The organism is Bacteroides sp. M10, from assembly GCF_014334015.1.
In the GTDB taxonomy this organism is placed as follows: Bacteria; Bacteroidota; Bacteroidia; order Bacteroidales; family Bacteroidaceae; genus Bacteroides; species Bacteroides intestinigallinarum.
In genome coordinates this window covers 5,923,258-5,942,127 of sequence record NZ_CP060488.1, presented here as the reverse complement: position 1 = coordinate 5,942,127, position 18,870 = coordinate 5,923,258, and the positions used below count along the sequence as shown (strand labels likewise).

The window sequence follows — 18,870 nt, the reverse complement described above, 5'->3', positions numbered from 1 at the left end:
AGTAATTTGTAGTTAAAATTATGCCAACCATATCCATTCGCGGAAACGAGATGCCTGCATCTCCTATCAGAAAACTGGCTCCTTTGGCAGACGCTGCCAAGCAACGCGGAGTCCATGTGTTTCACCTGAACATCGGACAGCCTGATCTGCCCACTCCTCAGGCCGCGATTGACGCGATACGCAATATTGATCGTAAAGTGCTGGAATATAGCCCCAGTGCCGGTTATCGTAGCTATCGCGAGAAATTAGTGGGATATTATGCCAAATTTAATATTAATCTTACAGCAGACGATATAATCATTACATCGGGAGGTTCGGAAGCCGTACTTTTCTCCTTCCTTTCCTGCCTGAACCCGGGAGATGAAATTATCGTTCCGGAACCTGCATACGCTAACTATATGGCATTTGCAATTTCTGCCGGAGCAAAGATTCGCACTATTGCTACGACCATTGAAGAAGGCTTTTCCCTTCCGAAAGTAGAGAAGTTTGAAGAACTGATTAATGAGCGTACGAAAGCGATTCTTATTTGTAACCCAAACAATCCTACCGGTTATTTATATACACGTCGTGAAATGAATCAGATTCGTGACTTGGTAAAGAAGTACGATTTATTCCTTTTCTCTGATGAAGTATATCGTGAGTTTATATATACCGGTTCTCCTTATATTTCTGCCTGCCATCTGGAAGGTATTGAAAATAATGTGGTACTGATTGATTCGGTATCAAAACGATATTCGGAATGTGGTATCCGCATTGGTGCGTTGATTACCAAAAACAAGGAGATACGCGATGCTGTCATGAAGTTCTGTCAGGCTCGTTTGAGTCCTCCGTTGATTGGCCAGATTGCTGCAGAGGCTTCTTTGGATGCTCCGGAAGAATATTCACGCGAAACGTATGATGAGTATGTAGAACGTCGTAAATGTTTGATTGACGGTTTGAACCGTATTCCCGGCGTTTATTCGCCCATTCCGATGGGAGCTTTCTATACAGTGGCTAAACTTCCGGTAGATGACTCCGATAAGTTCTGCGCATGGTGTCTTTCTGATTTTGAGTATGAAGGTCAGACTGTATTCATGGCTCCGGCTTCCGGTTTCTATACCACTCCGGGATCTGGAATCAATGAGGTTCGTATTGCTTACGTATTGAAAAAAGAAGATTTAACCCGTGCTCTTTTTGTCTTGCAGAAGGCTTTGGAAGTGTATCCGGGAAGAACGGAATAAATTCAAGTATTAAGTATCAGGTATTAAGTATTTATACAAATTGTCTTTATCACTTTTCATAGCCCGGCGTATCTATCGTGAAAGCGATGGCGGAAAGCAGGTATCACGTCCTGCGGTCCTCATTGCCATGGCGGGTATTGCTATTGGTTTGGCTGTAATGATTATTGCGGTGGCGGTAGTCATCGGGTTCAAAAGTGAAGTGAGAAATAAAGTTATAGGGTTCGGATCGCATATCCAGATTACCAATCTGGATGCGGTCAGTTCTTACGAAACTCATCCGATTGTGGTAGGAGACAGTATGATGACTGCTCTTGCTGATTATCCGGAGATAAGCCATGTACAGCGTTTTTCTACCAAACCGGGAATGATTAAGACGGAGGATGCTTTTCAGGGAATGGTATTAAAAGGCGTAGGTCCGGAATTTGATCCTCATTTTATAAAGGAATATTTGGTGGAAGGTGAGATACCTGTTTTCAGTGATTCTGTTTCTTCCAATCAGGTGCTTATTTCCAAGGCATTGGCCACTAAGATGAAGTTGAAACTGGGAGATAAGATATACACCTATTATATACAGGACGATATCCGTGCACGACGTCTGACAATTGCCGGAATTTATCAAACGAACTTTTCCGAATACGACAATCTCTTTTTATTGACGGATCTTAATCTGGTGAATCGATTGAACGGCTGGCAACCGGAACAGGTGACCGGTGTAGAGTTACAGGTGAAAGATTATGATAAACTGGAGGACATAACGTATGAAATCGCAACCGATATAGACAACCAGATGGATAAACTGGGCGGTGTGTATTATGTGCGTAATATCGAACAGTTGAATCCGCAGATCTTCGCTTGGCTCGACTTGTTGGATTTGAATGTATGGGTCATCCTGTTTCTGATGATAGGGGTGGCCGGTTTTACTATGATTTCCGGTCTATTGATAATCATTATCGAACGTACCAATATGATTGGTATTCTAAAAGCATTGGGAGCCAACAATTTCACGATTCGTAGAACCTTTCTTTGGTTTGCAGTCTTTTTGATTGGTAAAGGAATGCTTTGGGGAAATGCCATTGGTCTGACTTTCTGTATTCTTCAGTCACAGTTCGGACTTTTTAAACTTGATCCGGAGACTTACTATGTGGATACTGTTCCGGTTTCCTTTCATGTATTACTTTTCGTTTTGATTAATCTCGGCACTTTGTTTGCATCTGTATTGATGCTGATTGGTCCTTCATTTCTTATCACTAAGATCAATCCGGCAAACTCCATGAGATACGAATAATCCTCTTTTTTCCTATCTGATTTTTACTGCAAAAATAATTTGGTCCATTGCGTGATGTGGAGTGAATAATATGTCTATATTTGCGCCCAATTTACTTAATATCCTCTTGTAGGTTTAATTTTTAACCATTATGAATAATGTGTTAATTCTGTTGGATAATCTGGATGACTGGAAACCGTATTATGAGACAAGTAGTGTCCTGACTGTTTCCGACTATCTGAAAAACAAGCCGGTGGAAAAAGACCGGAAGTTAGTTATTAATCTTAGCAATGATTACAGCTATAACTCTGAAGGGTATTACTGTTCACTGCTAGCCCAAACGAGAGGACAGAAAGTCATTCCGGATGTTGATATCATCAACAAAATGGAGGCTGGAACGGGGGTGCGGATGGATCGTAGTCTGCAAGCCCTTTGCTATCAATGGATACAGAAGAATGACATCAAGGATGATATCTGGTACCTGAATATCTACTTTGGCAAATGCCGGGAAAAAGGTCTGGAACGGATTGCGCGTTTTATTTTCGAGAATTACCCTTGTCCATTGTTAAGAGTGGCTTTAAATACTCATCCCAGAAATCAGATCGAGGGCATTCATTTTCTTCCCCTGAATCAGCTCAATGATGCAGAGCAGGATTTCTTTGCTAATACGCTGGATAACTTTAACAAGAAAATATGGCGTGCACCGAAGTCGGCAAAGGCTTCCCGTTACAGTCTCGCTGTATTGGTCGATCCACAGGAGAAATTTCCTCCCAGCAATAAAGGCGCTTTGCACAAATTGACGGAGGTGGCTAAGAAAATGAATATCCATGTGGAGATGATTACCGAAGATGACGCTATCCGTTTGCTCGAATTTGATGCCTTGTTTATTCGTACTACAACGTCGCTCAATCATTATACATTCCATTTGTCACAGTTGGCTGCACAAAACGGAATGGCTGTCATTGACGATCCGCTGTCTATCATCCGGTGTACGAACAAAGTGTATCTGAAGGAACTTTTTGAGAAGGAAAAGATACCTGCTCCCAAGTCTACATTGATTTTTCAATCCAACCATCATTCGTTCGAACAGATAAGCGAACAGGTAGGTGCTCCTTTTATCCTGAAAATACCGGATGGCTCTTATTCCATTGGTATGAAAAAGGTGTCGAACGAAGAAGAACTGCAAGCCAGTCTGAAGATACTGTTTGAAAAATCGGCAATCTTGCTGGCACAGGCATTTACTCCAACGGAATTTGACTGGCGTGTCGGTCTATTGAACGGTGTACCGCTCTATGCCTGCAAATATTATATGGCAAAAGGACACTGGCAGATTTACTGTCACTATGATTCGGGCAGAAGCCGTTGTGGATTGGTAGATACGATTCCTATTTATCAGGTGCCTCGTGTGGTATTGGATACAGCTGTTAAGGCTGCCAATCTGATAGGAAAAGGGTTGTATGGAGTCGATCTGAAAATGGTGGATGATAAGGCTTATGTAATTGAAATCAATGATAATCCGAGCATCGATCATGGACTGGAAGATGCCATTATCGGTGATGAAATGTATTACCGTTTGTTGAATCACTTTGAACAAGTGTTAGAAACGAAACATTATTGATTATGGAGCCGATAGTCGTCCGTAAAGCACAGCAGGCAGACATTCCCGCTATTTTGGAAATAGAGTGGGAGTGTTTCCAGGAAGACAGTTTCTCAAAGGAGCAGTTTGCCTATCTGATAAGTCGTTCGAAAGGAACTTTCTATGTGATGATGGAGGAGGATAGGGTGATTGCTTATGTCTCCCTGTTATTTCATGGGGGAACTCGCTATTTAAGAATCTATTCGATAGCTGTTCATCCGGATTATAGAGGAAGAGGACTGGGGCAGATATTGATGGATCAGACGATTCTGACGGCCGGCGAATGTAAGGCTACAAAGATTACGCTTGAAGTGAAAGTGACCAATACTTCGGCTATCGGACTATATATGAAAAATGGCTTTATTCCTGCTGGAATAAAGCCATGCTATTATCACGATGGTTCGGATGCTATTTATATGCAGCGATTGATTCAATAATAAGTCTGCCTTTTCACGAAATCCGGTTTATCTTCTCATGAAATCTCCTTTTCCCCGGAAGAAACGGCAGAGTTTGAACTTCAATGACTGTATAGGTTGGATAAGGTCGAAAACAGGTAACGAGAAATAATATTTCCGTCCTCCACCCATTTCTTTGGCCGTGCGGTTGATAACGACAGCTTGTACTGTAAAGCGCAGTAACCAGATCAGGAATGCGATGCCTGCTACCAGCCAGTGGAAATTAAGAATTCCGAATACGATACCTGCTATACAGGCAGCATAGAATAACAAACGGGAAAATGTCTCAAATCCCAGTAGGTAACGCTGTATTCCATGGTAGAATCTGGCAGTAGCCATATAACTAACCTTTTCTTCTTTCCAATCTTTGTAGCGATATACGGGCTGTATTCGTGTGGTAGCGTTGAAGTCTGTTTCAACACGGGTGTTGGAGGAGGTAGCTAGCTCATTAATGAATAAATCATCTTCTCCACGTTGCAGATTCAGGTATTTGGAGAAACCTTTCTGTTGAAAGAATAGTTCTTTCCGGTAAGCCAGGTTGCGTCCGATACCAATATAAGGTTTTCCGGCTAAAGCGAATCCCAGATAGCGCAAAGACTGGAACAAAGTATCGAATGCAGTACGTTTGTGCAACCATCCCTTTGTGCGGTCGTATCCGCTATATCCTAACACAATTTGAGTCTGCGGTGTGAAATTACGTGCCATCAGTTTTAGCCATTGGTTGCTGGCGGGCATACAGTTTGTTTCCGTAAATACCAGCCAGTCATGTTTGCTGGCTTTGATGCCTAACGTCAGAGCCAGTTTCTTATGACTGATATAGCGTGCACTTTCGGGCGTAAAACTATGGTAAAGATGAGGATATTTTTCTTCCATCACTCCCAATATATCCTCGGTATCATCTGTGGAAGCATCATTGATGACAATCACTTCAAATTGTGGATAGTCCTGTTCCAAAATGGCAGGTAGAATTTTACGAAGATTTTCAGCCTCATTGCGTGCGCAGAGAATCACGGAAAGTGGAGGCAGTTCTCGTGTGAAATGCGCCTCTTCTTTGCCTACAGCCTTATTGTGGACATGTATTCGATTGTACAGGCCGAAATAATAAATGAGCTGAATGATAAAAAGAATACCTGCCGCCGATAAAAGAATCAGTTCGACAGTATTGAATGTAAATGTTTCCATCAAATTTTAGTGTCGTTTTTACAGCCGCAAAAGTACACAATTTTTCGGTAGTTCCGTCATCTCGATGGGAGGTTATTTCGCAAGTCGAGATATTCTTTCTTGAACATATCCACAAAAAGAAAGAATAATGAAAGCAGCAACGGACCGAAGATGACTCCCATAAACCCGAATATCGGCAGGCCGATGACTACTCCGAAAATAGTGATAAGCGGATGTGTATCCGCCATCTTCTTTTGGAGGATGAACCGGATAAGGTTGTCCGATTGCGATACGACGATAGCTCCATAGCCAAAAAGCCCGATGGCGTTGAACCAGTCTCCGCTGATGGCAAGATAAGCGGCTACAGGAAACCATACCAATGCCGTACCTACCATCGGAATGATGGTTGCAAAGCAGGTCAGGAATCCCAGCATCAGTATGTTGGGTGCTCCGAAAAGCAGATAGCCTATCATAGCCACGCCTCCCTGGATGATAGCCAGTAAGGGAATGCCGATAGCATTGGAACGGACAATCATATTGATTTCGTGAATGACTTCCTGCGTATTGGTTTCATTAAATGGCAGAATGTCATTGACATAAGCTTCCATCTTTTTTCCTCCAATCAGCATGAAGTAAAGCACAAAGATCATGACGAACAGGTTGATGGCAAGGCTGCTGATGCTTTCCATTATAATTTGTCCGATACGGGGAAGTATGGACATGATGAATGACAGCGTATCTTTTCCCAATACATCGTATCCTGTTTTCTCTTTGATGAATTCTGCTACCTGTTGAATAGGTGCAATATAGGTCTGTGGATCCAGATTGATATCCTGTAACTTGTTTGCCACCATCCAGACAGTCAATCCCAAAGGGATAAGAAAGACGAAAATCGTTTCTGCGGTAATCAACAGTGCGCTGATGCTTCGTTTCAGCTTTCGTTTTTCTACCAGATGATTCATCTGTCCGCGTACAAGAATGTAGATGGTGAGTGCTCCCAGCAATCCCCCCAGAAAAGGAGTGATTTGGCGAAAGATGATGACTCCCATAAACAGGATGATGATAATGAGGGAATATTTCCAGTATTGTTCTTTGGTGCTCATATCGTGTAAAATTCGTTTATATGATAATAAACACTCGAAGGCCGTGAAAGGTTTGTTTTACAGTGAAATGTCGATATGAAAAATTGTTTTACCGGGACGGCTTTCCAAAATAGACAAATGACCGTTGTGGTTACGGATGATTTGTCGGCAGAGACTTAACCCGATACCGGTTCCTTCGGATTTGGTGGTGAAGAACGGAATGAATACTTTTTCTTGCAGTTCATCGGGGATACCGGGACCATTGTCTGTGATGTCGATAGATATATGCTCGTCCCGATATGCATAAATTTCGATTGCTCCGTCCGTTCTTCCGTCTAACGCCTGCATGGAGTTTCTAAGGAGATTGAGCAGGACTTGGGATAGCTGGTTCTCGTCTCCATCCATGTCGATGAATTCCGGCTGACAAGTAAGTGTGAAATGAATCTGATTTTCCTGAAAATCGGTAGACAGGAGTTCTTGCAGATTTTGCAGGAGGGCTGTTAGTGAAAACCGTTTCCTTTCCGGTTGGGGCAGATAGGAGAGACGACGGAAAGATTCGGTAAATTCCAGCAGGCGTTCACTTTGTGCCTGGATGATATGAAGTCCGCGAAGTGTTTTTTCGCTGTTGTCCGGATATGCGGATAATGTTTGCGACAGGGAGATGATGGGAGCAATGGTGTTCATGATTTCGTGGGTAAGCACGTGGCTTAACTTGTTCCATGATTCACTCTCTTTATCATTCAGTTCATTACTGATATCTTTGATAGATAAGATGGTAATAGTTTCGTTCTGTAATTTCATCTGGTTTTGAGACAGGCTAAGTCGTTCTTTCTTCTCTTTTTCCTGCAGGATAGGTTTCAGTTGGTCGTATTGGGCTAGTTGCTGGCATCCCAATAAAGTCAGTGCGGCACTGTTGGCCATCATTATTTTTCCGGAAGAATCCCATGCCAACACACCGCTAGGGACTTCTTCCAATAGCGAACGGTAGAAATGTTCCTGCTTTGAATATTCAGCTTGAGTTCGGATGAGCAGGGCATTGATACGGTTGAGTGAACGATTCAGCATTTCCTGTTCCCGGCTGACATTGTTTTCGGGGAAATAGAGCATATTGTCTTTGTCTTCTATCGCATCGAAGAAAAGGCGTAATTTTTGATTGAAAGAGTTTAGCTTATTCACTAATCTTCCAATCTGAAACAAGGAGCAGATAACCAGTAATATCCCTATTACCACTCCTTGTTGGGAGATAATGAGCCATAGACCTGTTCCTGAAGTAGCAAGAATAAATAGGATATGTCCTAATATGGTCCAATATATATGTCGGCTGAATAGCATACGGCTTAGGGCTTGAATCGTTTCAGTTTATTGTAGAGCGTCTGTCGGCTGATACCAAGTTGTTCGGCCGCAGCAGTCAGGTTTCCATTGTTTTGCAGGATGGCTGTCTCGATGGCTTGCCGTTCCACTTCTTCCAGATTGGGCACCGCTTGGACTGTCTGTGGTTTCCAAGTCTGTTTCACCAGAATATCTTTAGGACGTATCACGTTGCTTTCGCATAAAATAACCGCCTTTTCGATGGTGTGTTGCAGTTCCCGGATATTGCCCGGCCAATGATAGGAGCGTAGCTTTTCAATCGTTTGCTCATGCATTCGTATTTCCGGTCGTTGATATTTGGAAGCGAAACGATGAAGAAAAGCATCGATGAATAATAATAGATCATCTCCCCGTTCTCTCAAAGGGGGAATTTCCAGATGGATGGTATTGATGCGATAGAACAAGTCTTCGCGGAACAAACCTTCTTTAATCATCTCCGGTATGTCTTTGTTGGTGGCGGAGATGAGTCGGATATCAACGGGAATCACTTTGTTGCTTCCGATTCGGGTGATATTTCGATTTTGTAGTACAGTCAGTAGTTTGGCCTGCAATGCAAGAGGGAGATTTCCGATTTCATCCATAAAAAGCGAACCACCATTGGCGGCTTCGAATTTACCCGGACGGCTTTCGTAAGCATCGGTAAACGCTCCACGTTCGTGTCCGAAGAGTTCACTCTCAAAGAGCGATTCGCTGATAGCCCCCATATCGACACTAAGTAACTGACGGGCATTCCGGGAAGATAAGCGATGTATTTCCCTGGCTAACATCTCTTTTCCTGTTCCGTTTTCTCCGGTTATCAGGATATTGGCATCGGTTTTGGCGACTTTAGTAACTACCTTAATTAGCTGTAGCATTGCAGGTGAATGACCGATCAACATTTCCGACTTATTCAGATTTTCATCACCGGATGCTTTCTGGGTTGATTTGGGAGAGTTTTTATGATGGGTTGGACGATTGTTTTGATAGGCTTCCTTTATTTTCTGTATCAGTATGTGGTTATCCCATGGTTTTAGTAGAAAATCTGTTGCACCATTCTTCAGTGCTTTAACGGCTAATTCTACATCACCGTAGGCGGTTAGCATGATAACAGGCAGTGAAGGGCGGATTTCATGGATATGTTTCAGCCAGTACAGTCCCTCGTTACCATTGTTGATTCCTGCTGAAAAGTTCATATCCAGAATTACAATATCAATCGGAGTGGTAGATAAGATGGTCGTGATTTGATTAGGATTGGCAGCTGTGCGGACTGTGCTGAACACATTCTCGAGTAATAACTCCAGTGAGGCTAATACACTCTTATTGTCGTCTACTATTAAAATCGTTCCTGTTTCCATACGCAAGATTGGGGGCTCTGTCCGTTGAATGTTCCTTTTAAGTTTCCGGGTAAAGGTATCTGTTTTTGATTTTCTTTGCAAGGGAGTGTCCAATAATTAGACGTTTTCATACAAAGTTTATGCTGGAATGAGTCAGAACGAGTTAGAACGGGGTAAAATAGGGGGATTCCGTCGGTAATGTCCAATTATTGGACGTTAGGGCGTTTAATTTTTGGACGGTGGAAGAATTATGTAATTTCTATTTGTTTTATAATCAATTATTTATGATTAGTGGCATTGCATTTGCTTTTATCATCCTGCTATCACACAATCATATATTATAAAGGATGAAAAGATTTCTTTTACTACTATTGCTTTCAGTGCCGGTTTTCCTGCTAGCCCAATCCGCTATGAGTCTGGACGATTGCATTCGTTTGGCTTATAAACAGAATCCGGCTGTACGTAACGGAGTTATCGGCATAAAGGAAGCGAAAGCAGATTATATAGCTTCTGTCGGTGCTTTCCTGCCGCACATAGTGGTTAATGCGGAAACAGGCAAACGATTCGGACGTTCGCTGGATCCTGACACTAATGGGTATACCAGTGAATCTTTTGAAGAGGGAACGGTGGGACTCGATATGACACTTTCCTTATTTGAAGGCTTTTCGCGTATCAATCAGGTGCGTTTCCGGAAAATGAATAAAGAACGTAGTGAATGGGAACTGAAAGAGAAACAGAATGAACTGGCCTATCAGGTGACGGATGCTTATTACAAACTGATTCTGGAGAGAAAATTGCTCGATCTTGCTTTGGAACAAAGCCGGTTGAGCGAAAGGTATTTGAAACAGACAGAGGTCTTCGTGGAACTGGGATTGAAATCAGCCTCCGATTTGCAGGAGGTGAAAGCGCGCCGGGAGGGAGATATTTATCGTTATCAGTCGCGCGGAAATAGTAGTCGGATCGCTTTATTGCATCTGAAACAATTAATGAATATCCAGCCGGGCGACACACTCGCTATTCTGGATACGATTACAGCATCCCAATTACCACCATATTCTGTTTCGACTGTGGAAACTCTATACGCACAATCTATGGAAATATTGCCCTCCATGCGTATGATTGATTTGAAACAAAAAGCAGCTCATAAAGAGTATGCGATAGCGGGAGGAGCTTTCTCACCCTCTGTCTTTGCTCGTTTCACCGTCGGTTCCAATTATTATAATACAGCTTTCTCGGCCAGGCAATTGCGTGATAATATAGGAAAATATGTGGGTGTTGGCATCTCCTTTCCCCTGCTAAGCGGTTTGCAACGTCTGACCAATCAGCGCAAGCTGAAATTGAATATGTATCGGCTCAAAAACGAAGAAGAACTTGAAAAACAACAATTATATACGGATATTGAGCAAACACTCCTTTCTCTTCACACCGGATATAGTGAACATCAGCAGGCATTATCACAACTTGACGCTGAAACACTGGTACTGAAAGAATCCGAACGGAAATGGGAAGAGGGATTGATTTCCGTCTTTCAACTGATGGAAGCCCGTAACCGGTTTATTGCTGCCAAAGCAGAATTGGTTCGTGTACGCTTACAAATAGAAATGATGATGAAACTAGAAAAATATTATCGACAAGGAACTTTTTTATAAACCATTATGGATACACCTATTGAACGAAAACCCGGCATCAATCGCAAACGTCTTTATTGGGTCGGTGGGGTAATGCTCGGACTTGCTGTGATTGCCTATTTTATTTTCAGAGATATAGCCTCTTCTATGGCAGTGGAGAAAGACCGGCTGACAATTGCTACTGTCAAGCAGGCCGAGTTCAGTGATTATATCCGTGTGATTGGTCAGGTCATGCCTAGCCGGATTATCTATATGGATGCCATCGAGGGCGGTCGTGTGGAAGAGCGCCTGAAAGAAGAGGGAGCTATGGTAAAGGCCGGTGATGTGATTCTGCGTCTTAGCAACCCATTGCTCAATATCGGTATCATGCAGAGTGAAGCCGATCTTGCTTATCAGGAAAACGAGTTGCGTAATACCCGGATTAGTATGGAGCAGGAACGGTTGCAACTGAAACAAGAACGTATCGGCCTGAATAAAGAGCTTATCGGGAAGCAACGCCGTTATGAGCAGTATAAACGTTTGGTAAACGAACAACTGATAGCACGTGAAGACTATCGCCAGGCAGAGGAAGAATATATAGCAGCCAAAGAGCAACTGGCTGTTATTGACGAACGTATCCGTCAGGATCATATTTTTCGGGAAAGTCAGATAGGCAGTCTTGACGAGAATATACGTAATATGAAACGGAGCTTGGCATTGGTTCGTGAGCGCTTGGAAAACCTGAAAGTGAAAGCTCCGATTGACGGACAGGTAGGAAACCTGAATGCGCAAATCGGGCAATCTATTTCTGCCGGTGAACATATCGGGCAAATCATCACTTCCGACCTTAAAGTACAGGCACAGATAGACGAGCACTACGTAGAACGGGTACTTCCCGGACTTCCTGCCGACTTTACCCGTGACGGAGGAACCTATAAACTGGAAGTGACTAAACCCTATCCTGAAGTGAAAGACGGTCAGTTTCGTACAGACCTCAATTTTATATCCGAACGACCGGAGAATATCCGTGCCGGACAGACTTATCACATAAACCTGCAATTGGGTGATCCGGCACAAGCTATTCTGGTTCCCCGTGGCGGATTCTTTCAAATTACCGGGGGCCGATGGATGTACGTTGTCGATGAAAGTGGTACATTTGCCACGCGGCGCCCTGTGAAGATAGGACGGCAGAATCCACAGTATTACGAGGTGACAGACGGTTTGTCTCCGGGTGAGAAAGTAATCATATCCGGCTATGAATTATTTGGAGACAATGAGAAACTAATACTAAAATAATGAATAATTATTATGATTAAAACAGAAAAACTATCTATGCTTTTCACCACAGAAGAGGTGCAGACAAAAGCATTGAATGATGTCACCTTACAGGTGGAACAAGGAGAATTTGTAGCGATAATGGGACCGTCAGGATGCGGCAAATCCACCTTGCTGAATATTCTCGGTACATTGGATTCTCCGACTTCCGGTTCTTACTTTTTTGAGGGGAAGCAAGTCGATAAAATGACTGAAAACCAGTTGACTGCTTTGCGGAAAGGCAATCTGGGCTTTATCTTTCAGAGTTTCAACCTGATTGACGAACTGACCGTGTATGAGAATGTGGAACTGCCACTTGTCTATCTTGGTATGAAGACTCTCCAACGGAAAGAACGAGTCAACAAAGTGCTCGAGAAAGTCAACCTGTTACATCGTGCGAATCATTATCCCCAGCAGTTATCCGGCGGACAGCAACAGCGTGTAGCCATTGCCCGTGCCGTAGTGACTGAATGTAAACTACTGCTGGCCGACGAACCTACCGGAAATCTGGATTCGGTGAATGGCATCGAAGTGATGGAACTGTTGAGCGAACTCAACCGTCAGGGAACCACAATCATTATCGTCACCCACTCACAGCGGGATGCGAAATATGCACACCGGGTCATCCAACTATTGGACGGACAGATTGTAGCCGAAAACATAAACCGTCCGCTGGAAAAGAAAACGTCATCTAAAAACGAAACCGTATGATAGGGAATTACTGGAATAGTGCCTATCGGAATCTGATGAAGCGGAAGAAGTTCAGTTTCATCAATATCTTTGGATTGGCAATCGGAATGGCATCGGCATTACTGATGCTAACCTATGTCACTTTTGAGTTCAGCTTTGATAAAATGCACACGAAATATGCCCATATCTATCGGGTGCAAAGCACTTTTCATGAAGGGGAAGTCCTGACCGATTACTGGGCGACCAGCTCTTTCGGATATGCCTCGGCCATGAAAGAGAATCTTGCCGGAATCGAAGATTATACCCGTATCGCTACCCATCTCCAACCGGAGCAGATTGTGAAATATGGCGAACTGACATTACGGGAGAATCAGATAGCCTATGCCGATCCGGGCTTCTTCCGTCTTTTTGATTTCGAACTTCTGAAAGGGGATAAAAAGACTTGTCTCTCCATGCCCCGGCAAGTGGTAATCACCGAACGTATTGCCCGTAAGTATTTCAAAGATGAAGACCCTATCGGCAAAATTCTGATCTTTACCGGAACGTATGATAAAGTATCGTGCGAAGTGACCGGAGTCATGAAAGAAATGCCCTCCAACTCACACATTCATTATAATTTTCTGATTTCCTATGCCTCTCTGCCTCAATATATGCAGGAATACTGGTATAAGCATGAAGCCTATATGTATGTTTTGCTCGACTCACCGGAAAGAAAAGCGGAGATAGAAAAAGAATTTCCTGTGATGGCGGAGAAATACAAGACAGAAGAAGCACTGAAAAATAAGACGTGGGGCGTGTCTTTAATTCCCTTGGCAGATATACATCTCACCCCACAGATAGGCTATGAGACGGAAACCAAAGGAAATCGTTCTGCTATGATCGCCCTGATTTTTGCGGCTGTCGCTATTCTGGCTATTGCCTGGATTAACTATATCAATCTGACCGTAGCACGTTCGATGGAGCGTGCTAAAGAAGTGGGAGTGCGCAGGGTAGTGGGAGCTTTCCGCCAACAGTTGATTTATCAATTCCTGTTTGAGGCCTTGGTTATGAATCTGATAGCTTTCATATTAGCTGTGGGATTAATAGAACTGGTTCTTCCACATTTCAACCAATTGGTAGGACGTACAGTTACGTTTTCTGTCTGGTTCATGGATTACTGGTGGATTTTGCTGGTTCTCGTTTTCATAGCCGGAATATTTATTTCCGGGTATTATCCGGCATTGGCTTTATTGAATCGCAAACCTATAACCTTGTTGAAAGGGAAGTTTTTGCATAGCAAGTCAGGCGACCGAACCCGTCAGGTACTGGTGGTTGTCCAGTATACAGCTTCCATGATTTTACTTTGTGTTACATTGATTGTTTTTGCACAGCTGAATTTTATGCGTAATCAATCTTTGGGAGTGAAAACCAACCAGACATTAGTGGTTAAGTTTCCGGGACATACAGAGGGGCAGAATATCAAGTTGGAAGCAATGAAAAAAGCAATCGCGCGTCTTCCTCTGGTCCATCGGGTTACTTTCTCCGGTGCCGTACCAGGAGAAGAAGTGGCCACATTCCTTTCCAATCGTCGCACCAATGACGCTTTGAAGCAGAACCGTCTTTATGAAATGCTGGCTTGTGATCCTGATTATGCAGATGCATACGGTTTGCAGATAGTAGCCGGAAGAAGTTTCTCCGAAGAATATGGTGATGATGTCGATAAACTGGTGATTAATGAAACGGCTGTACGTAATCTGGGATTTGCCTCCAATGATGAGGCGATAGGCGAGTTGGTAACAGTAGAATGTACCGATGCGCCAATGCAGATTATCGGAGTGGTGAAAGATTATCATCAGCAGGCGTTGAGTAAGAACTATACACCTATCATGCTGATTCATAAAGATAAAATTGATTGGTTGCCCCAACGTTATATCTCTGTTGTGATGGCTTCCGGAAATCCCCGTGAACTGGTATCTCAAGTGCAAGAGATCTGGAATCAGTATTTCGCGGATTCCAGCTTTGATTATTTCTTTCTCGATCAGTTCTTCGACCACCAATATCGGCAAGACGAGGTTTTCGGAGCGATGATCGGTTCGTTCACCGGATTGGCAATCTTTATTTCCTGTCTCGGACTTTGGGTATTAGTCATGTTTTCCTGTTCCACCCGCACCAAAGAGATGGGAATACGTAAAGTGTTGGGAGCTTCCCGCTGGAATCTTTTCTATCAGTTGGTTAAAGGATTTTTCCAGTTGATTCTGATTGCGGTTGTTATAGCTCTTCCGGTAGCTTGGTTTAGTATGAATGCCTGGTTAAGGCATTATGCTTTCCGTACCGATCTCAAAGCGTGGTTCTTTATAGTACCTGTATTGCTGATGCTGTTTATCTCATTTGTGACAGTGGCTTTCCAAACAATGAAAATAATAATGAGCAAACCTGCTCGTTCATTGCGATATGAGTAATCTCTGAATCTACTCCATCGGATATTCGTTAATATCCGATGGATTTATGTTAAATGTTAACGAAACTGTTACTTCTATTAAACCATGTTATAAGATACGCTACTTGAGCCTGAAAATTTGGAGATATGCAGAAAATCCGTATCTTTGCAATGTGTTTTTCATAGTATTAGATTTAAGGTTAACAAAAGATTGGCTGTCTGGGATAGATAGCCTTTTTTTATGCTCTTTTCCCAGCAAAAACATAGCGTCACTATCCGGTCGGGATGGTTACCCTATCCCACGAATATACCGTCACTATCATAAGTGGATACCGTCACCATGTTTAAAATGAATTTTTCTATCCTTTCTGTTATTCTATCATTCCCATCCTATCGTGAGTTGTCAATAAAATTCTAATATGCTCATTAGTTGGAATAGCAATCTGGTAATACGCTGATATTTAGTTGATTATATGGTTTATTTTTTGGTTTAAAACCAAAGCCCCGTTCCTTTAAAAGGAACGACCCGTTTCTCGGTGTGCAACGATGTGTTTCTCACCGAGGAACAAGACATGTACTTTAATTAAGTCGTGAAACTAGCTTAAATGTTCGTTTTTTTTGCAGAATGTACGACTTTGTAATTTCGGATTATAACTCCACAATATTAAAATTCTGATGACTGATTTCGGGCAATAGTATTTTAAGAATGTCCTCCAATTTGATTTTTAGACTGCATGTGTTTACGCATGGATGACATCCTATATATGTTGATTCAAGAATTTCTTTATCAATCAGGAGCTGTACTTTGTTCTCTTTATCGTAGATAAGACCTAGAATACTGACAGCCCCCGGAAAAGTACACAAGAGATTTTCCATTGCCTTTTCGGAAGCAAAAGAGAGATGGGAACTACCTATCTGCCCGGCAAGTTCTTTTGTTTTCAATTTTTTATTTGCGGGCAATAAGAGCATGAAGTATTCTTGCTGTTTATTAGTCAGAAACAGACTCTTGCATGAAGTACAACCTAGCTTTTGGGCTATTTCTGCTCCTTCCTCCATAGTCATTATGGCTGGGTGGTGTAGACTTTGATACGCTATTCCCAGTTTGTCAAGAGTGGCATAGATTTTATTCTCATGTGTTTCTGTATATTCTGAATCAGGACTCATATAATCGCTTTTTTTGATTGTTGCAAAGATAAAAGATACAATAGACATAACCTAGATTTTTATATGTGATTTTGTCTGTATCTTTAATTGCTTATTTTTGGGGGTATCCTATCTTATGAATTTATACCTTCACTATAATAAGTAGATATCGCTACTATGTTTAAAATGAGTATCTCTGCTCTTGCTATTGTTCTAAATGAGAGCTCAATATGTACTAAAAGTATGTTTCTCAACATAAATGTGCATTTTCTTATTATAATGCCCTTGCATTCTAAAAAAAATCTTTTAATATTGCATTTGTATTATTTGTCAGACAAATGCTACAAATGATAAAATCTAATAATATGAAGATAGAAATTAATCAAACAACATTGATCGATCAGGTAGAAGACAGCTTACTTACCTACTTTAAAAAGAATGATTTGAGATGTGGAGATTCTATTCCCAATGAGAATAATCTGGCCGCAGAATTAGGAGTTGCAAGAAGTGTTGTCAGAGAAGCTTTGAGTCGTTTGAAAATGATGGGACTGATTCATGCGCGCCCTCGTAAGGGAATGGTTTTGACTGAACCTTCCATTTTAGGTGGAATGAAAAGAGTGATAGATCCTCGTGTTTTGAGTGAAGAAACAATTTTGGATTTATTGGATTTCAGAATCGCACTTGAAATAGGAATATCAAGTGATATTTTCCGTAAGATAACTCCTAAAGATATTGAGGAATTGAGCGAGATTGTGAAAATGGGAATTGTTTTCGAGAATAACGAGTATGCGTTAATCAGCGAATCGGCTTTTCATACAAAACTATACAAAATTACGGGAAATAAAATAATATCTGAATTTCAGGAAATCATTCATCCTATACTTGTCTATGTGAAAGAAAAGTTCAAAGACTACTTAAAACCTATAAATATAGAGATGAGTAAAAGCGGCAGAATAGCTACTCATGCTGATTTATTGGATTTTATAAGAAAAGGAGACGAGAAAGGCTATCGTGATGCCATTGAAAGACATTTTGAGGTTTATAAGATTTTTAAAGTGAACCGGAGTTTGGAATTGATGGCAGAGAAAAACGAAGAAGAAAGGATAGATAGTATATGAGAAAACAGTATTTTTTTATTTTATATTTATCTTTAATTTTATCATGTATGAATACGGCTTGTTCGAGAAAAGGAGAAAATAAGATAGTAATGCAATGGGAAAACTCATTGTTACTTCCGGGATGTACCGGTATGTTGAAAAACGTTGGATTGGCTGGTGCATATTCAGGAATAGTAGAGGATAAATTACTAGTGCTGGGAGGAGCCAACTTTCCTGATAAATATCCTTGGGAGGGAGGAGTTAAAACTTGGTGGTCTACTTTATATAGTTATGATCTGCACACGGAGAAGTGGACTGTTTATGATGATTTCCTTAACAGCCCATTAGCTTATGGAGTTTCGATATGCTTGCCGGAAGGGTTATTATGTATTGGAGGATGCGATCGTATGCAATGCAGCGATAAAGTTTTTCTCATAAAAAAAGAGGGCGTTTCATTTGTAGTAGATTCTGTTAGTTATCCGGCTTTGCCGGTTCCGTTGGCAAATGCAACGGGGGCTATTGGGGATAACTGTATTTATATTGCTGGGGGGCAGGAGACTATGACAAATGAACAGTCGACCAATCATTTTTATATGCTTGATTTATTGCATAAAGAAAAAGGATGGCAGAAGATGCCCGGTTGGGAGGGACCATCGCTCGCCTATGCGGTAAGTGTGGTTCAGGGAGGACGATTTTATCTTTTTAGTGGAAGGAGTTATGCTCCGAATGAAGTGATGGTAGAATATACGGAGGGGTACGTATATGAACCAGGTGGCAGGAAATGGGGCAAAATAGCTGGTAATTTTCCTGTAATGGCGGGGACTGCTATTCCATATAAAAAAGACAAGATAATACTACTGGGAGGAGTTGAAGAAATACTACCTACATCTCCCGAGCATCCGGGATTTAGCCGTAAGCTACGAGTCATCAGTACAGAGACAAATTCTTTGGTGGATTCTTTAGACTGCCCTTATCCTATTCCTGTTACGACAAATGCGGTTTATATGGGGAATGACGTTTACGTGGTAAGCGGTGAAATACAACCTGGTATACGAACTCCCTTAATTTTGAAAGGAACTTTCTGAAAATAAAGTAAAATAACAA

Annotated in this window: 15 protein-coding genes; 10 read left to right on the top strand and 5 right to left on the bottom strand. The window is 42.0% G+C overall.

Annotation, left to right across the window (positions count from 1 at the left end):
- Window positions 1-20 precede the first annotated feature (20 nt).
- The 4 genes from H8796_RS22145 to rimI all read left to right on the top strand — a co-directional run bounded on the left by H8796_RS22145 (window position 21) and on the right by rimI (window position 4,557).
- On the top strand, window positions 21-1,220 hold the full coding sequence (locus H8796_RS22145) for a pyridoxal phosphate-dependent aminotransferase (protein ID WP_004300623.1): 1,200 nt from the start codon (window positions 21-23) through the stop codon (window positions 1,218-1,220).
- A gap of 40 nt (window positions 1,221-1,260) precedes the next feature.
- Entirely contained in the window at window positions 1,261-2,505 is a 1,245-nt protein-coding gene (locus H8796_RS22140; protein ID WP_187343876.1) for an ABC transporter permease, read from the top strand.
- Between the two features lie 130 nt (window positions 2,506-2,635).
- Complete coding sequence (locus H8796_RS22135) at window positions 2,636-4,102, top strand: RimK family protein (RefSeq protein ID WP_117933914.1); 1,467 nt, start codon at window positions 2,636-2,638, stop codon at window positions 4,100-4,102.
- 2 nt (window positions 4,103-4,104) lie between these two features.
- Window positions 4,105-4,557, top strand: a complete 453-nt coding sequence (gene rimI, locus H8796_RS22130; RefSeq protein WP_187343875.1) for a ribosomal protein S18-alanine N-acetyltransferase — start codon at window positions 4,105-4,107, stop codon at window positions 4,555-4,557.
- Between the two features lie 27 nt (window positions 4,558-4,584).
- On the opposite strand, the gene H8796_RS22125 is transcribed toward rimI, so the two are convergent.
- From H8796_RS22125 to H8796_RS22110, 4 genes are read right to left on the bottom strand one after another with little or no spacing between them, the layout of a single operon-like run.
- Window positions 4,585-5,757: a glycosyltransferase gene (locus H8796_RS22125; RefSeq protein ID WP_117933912.1), complete on the bottom strand. Its 1,173-nt coding sequence runs from the start codon at window positions 5,755-5,757 to the stop codon at window positions 4,585-4,587.
- Between the two features lie 56 nt (window positions 5,758-5,813).
- On the bottom strand, window positions 5,814-6,839 hold the full coding sequence (locus H8796_RS22120) for an AI-2E family transporter (protein WP_117933910.1): 1,026 nt from the start codon (window positions 6,837-6,839) through the stop codon (window positions 5,814-5,816).
- A 57-nt stretch (window positions 6,840-6,896) separates the two neighbouring features.
- On the bottom strand, window positions 6,897-8,150 hold the full coding sequence (locus H8796_RS22115; RefSeq protein ID WP_117933908.1) for a PAS domain-containing sensor histidine kinase: 1,254 nt from the start codon (window positions 8,148-8,150) through the stop codon (window positions 6,897-6,899).
- A gap of 5 nt (window positions 8,151-8,155) precedes the next feature.
- The gene (locus tag H8796_RS22110; RefSeq protein ID WP_117933906.1) at window positions 8,156-9,520 is read right to left on the bottom strand and encodes a sigma-54 dependent transcriptional regulator; all 1,365 of its coding nucleotides are present in this window, start codon (window positions 9,518-9,520) and stop codon (window positions 8,156-8,158) included.
- A 326-nt stretch (window positions 9,521-9,846) separates the two neighbouring features.
- Here H8796_RS22110 and H8796_RS22105 point away from each other — a divergent pair, with 326 nt between their 5' ends.
- The 4 genes from H8796_RS22105 to H8796_RS22090 are packed head-to-tail and all read left to right on the top strand — an operon-like array spanning window position 9,847 to window position 15,548.
- Window positions 9,847-11,148 (top strand): TolC family protein, encoded by a 1,302-nt coding sequence (locus H8796_RS22105; RefSeq protein WP_187343874.1) that lies wholly within the window; start codon window positions 9,847-9,849, stop codon window positions 11,146-11,148.
- A 6-nt stretch (window positions 11,149-11,154) separates the two neighbouring features.
- On the top strand, window positions 11,155-12,402 hold the full coding sequence (locus H8796_RS22100) for an efflux RND transporter periplasmic adaptor subunit (RefSeq protein WP_117933904.1): 1,248 nt from the start codon (window positions 11,155-11,157) through the stop codon (window positions 12,400-12,402).
- A 12-nt stretch (window positions 12,403-12,414) separates the two neighbouring features.
- Entirely contained in the window at window positions 12,415-13,131 is a 717-nt protein-coding gene (locus tag H8796_RS22095; RefSeq protein ID WP_004304173.1) for an ABC transporter ATP-binding protein, read from the top strand.
- On the top strand, window positions 13,128-15,548 hold the full coding sequence (locus H8796_RS22090) for an ABC transporter permease (protein WP_117933902.1): 2,421 nt from the start codon (window positions 13,128-13,130) through the stop codon (window positions 15,546-15,548). Before H8796_RS22095 ends, H8796_RS22090 begins: the two co-directional genes overlap by 4 nt.
- A gap of 626 nt (window positions 15,549-16,174) precedes the next feature.
- Here the strand turns inward: H8796_RS22090 and H8796_RS22085 are convergent.
- Window positions 16,175-16,738 carry a prolyl-tRNA synthetase associated domain-containing protein gene (locus tag H8796_RS22085; protein WP_117933900.1) on the bottom strand — a complete coding sequence of 188 codons (564 nt, stop codon included), beginning with the start codon at window positions 16,736-16,738 and terminating at the stop codon, window positions 16,175-16,177.
- 296 nt (window positions 16,739-17,034) lie between these two features.
- On the opposite strand from H8796_RS22085, the gene H8796_RS22080 reads away from it, so the two are divergent.
- Entirely contained in the window at window positions 17,035-17,787 is a 753-nt protein-coding gene (locus tag H8796_RS22080) for a FadR/GntR family transcriptional regulator (RefSeq protein ID WP_004304171.1), read from the top strand.
- 47 nt (window positions 17,788-17,834) lie between these two features.
- On the top strand, window positions 17,835-18,851 hold the full coding sequence (locus H8796_RS22075; RefSeq protein ID WP_117934130.1) for a hypothetical protein: 1,017 nt from the start codon (window positions 17,835-17,837) through the stop codon (window positions 18,849-18,851).
- Window positions 18,852-18,870 lie beyond the last annotated feature (19 nt).

Bases quoted from the DNA above. Each gene is read 5' to 3' on its own strand.
- H8796_RS22145 (WP_004300623.1), top strand. From the start codon at position 21: ATGCCAACCATATCCATTCGCGGAAACGAGATGCCTGCATCTCCTATC.
- H8796_RS22135 (WP_117933914.1), top strand. From the start codon at position 2,636: ATGAATAATGTGTTAATTCTGTTGGATAATCTGGATGACTGGAAACCG.
- rimI (WP_187343875.1), top strand. From the start codon at position 4,105: ATGGAGCCGATAGTCGTCCGTAAAGCACAGCAGGCAGACATTCCCGCT.
- H8796_RS22125 (WP_117933912.1), bottom strand. From the start codon at position 5,757: ATGGAAACATTTACATTCAATACTGTCGAACTGATTCTTTTATCGGCG.
- H8796_RS22120 (WP_117933910.1), bottom strand. From the start codon at position 6,839: ATGAGCACCAAAGAACAATACTGGAAATATTCCCTCATTATCATCATC.
- H8796_RS22115 (WP_117933908.1), bottom strand. From the start codon at position 8,150: ATGCTATTCAGCCGACATATATATTGGACCATATTAGGACATATCCTA.
- H8796_RS22110 (WP_117933906.1), bottom strand. From the start codon at position 9,520: ATGGAAACAGGAACGATTTTAATAGTAGACGACAATAAGAGTGTATTA.
- H8796_RS22105 (WP_187343874.1), top strand. From the start codon at position 9,847: ATGAAAAGATTTCTTTTACTACTATTGCTTTCAGTGCCGGTTTTCCTG.
- H8796_RS22100 (WP_117933904.1), top strand. From the start codon at position 11,155: ATGGATACACCTATTGAACGAAAACCCGGCATCAATCGCAAACGTCTT.
- H8796_RS22095 (WP_004304173.1), top strand. From the start codon at position 12,415: ATGATTAAAACAGAAAAACTATCTATGCTTTTCACCACAGAAGAGGTG.
- H8796_RS22090 (WP_117933902.1), top strand. From the start codon at position 13,128: ATGATAGGGAATTACTGGAATAGTGCCTATCGGAATCTGATGAAGCGG.
- H8796_RS22085 (WP_117933900.1), bottom strand. From the start codon at position 16,738: ATGTCTATTGTATCTTTTATCTTTGCAACAATCAAAAAAAGCGATTAT.
- H8796_RS22080 (WP_004304171.1), top strand. From the start codon at position 17,035: ATGAAGATAGAAATTAATCAAACAACATTGATCGATCAGGTAGAAGAC.
- H8796_RS22075 (WP_117934130.1), top strand. From the start codon at position 17,835: ATGAATACGGCTTGTTCGAGAAAAGGAGAAAATAAGATAGTAATGCAA.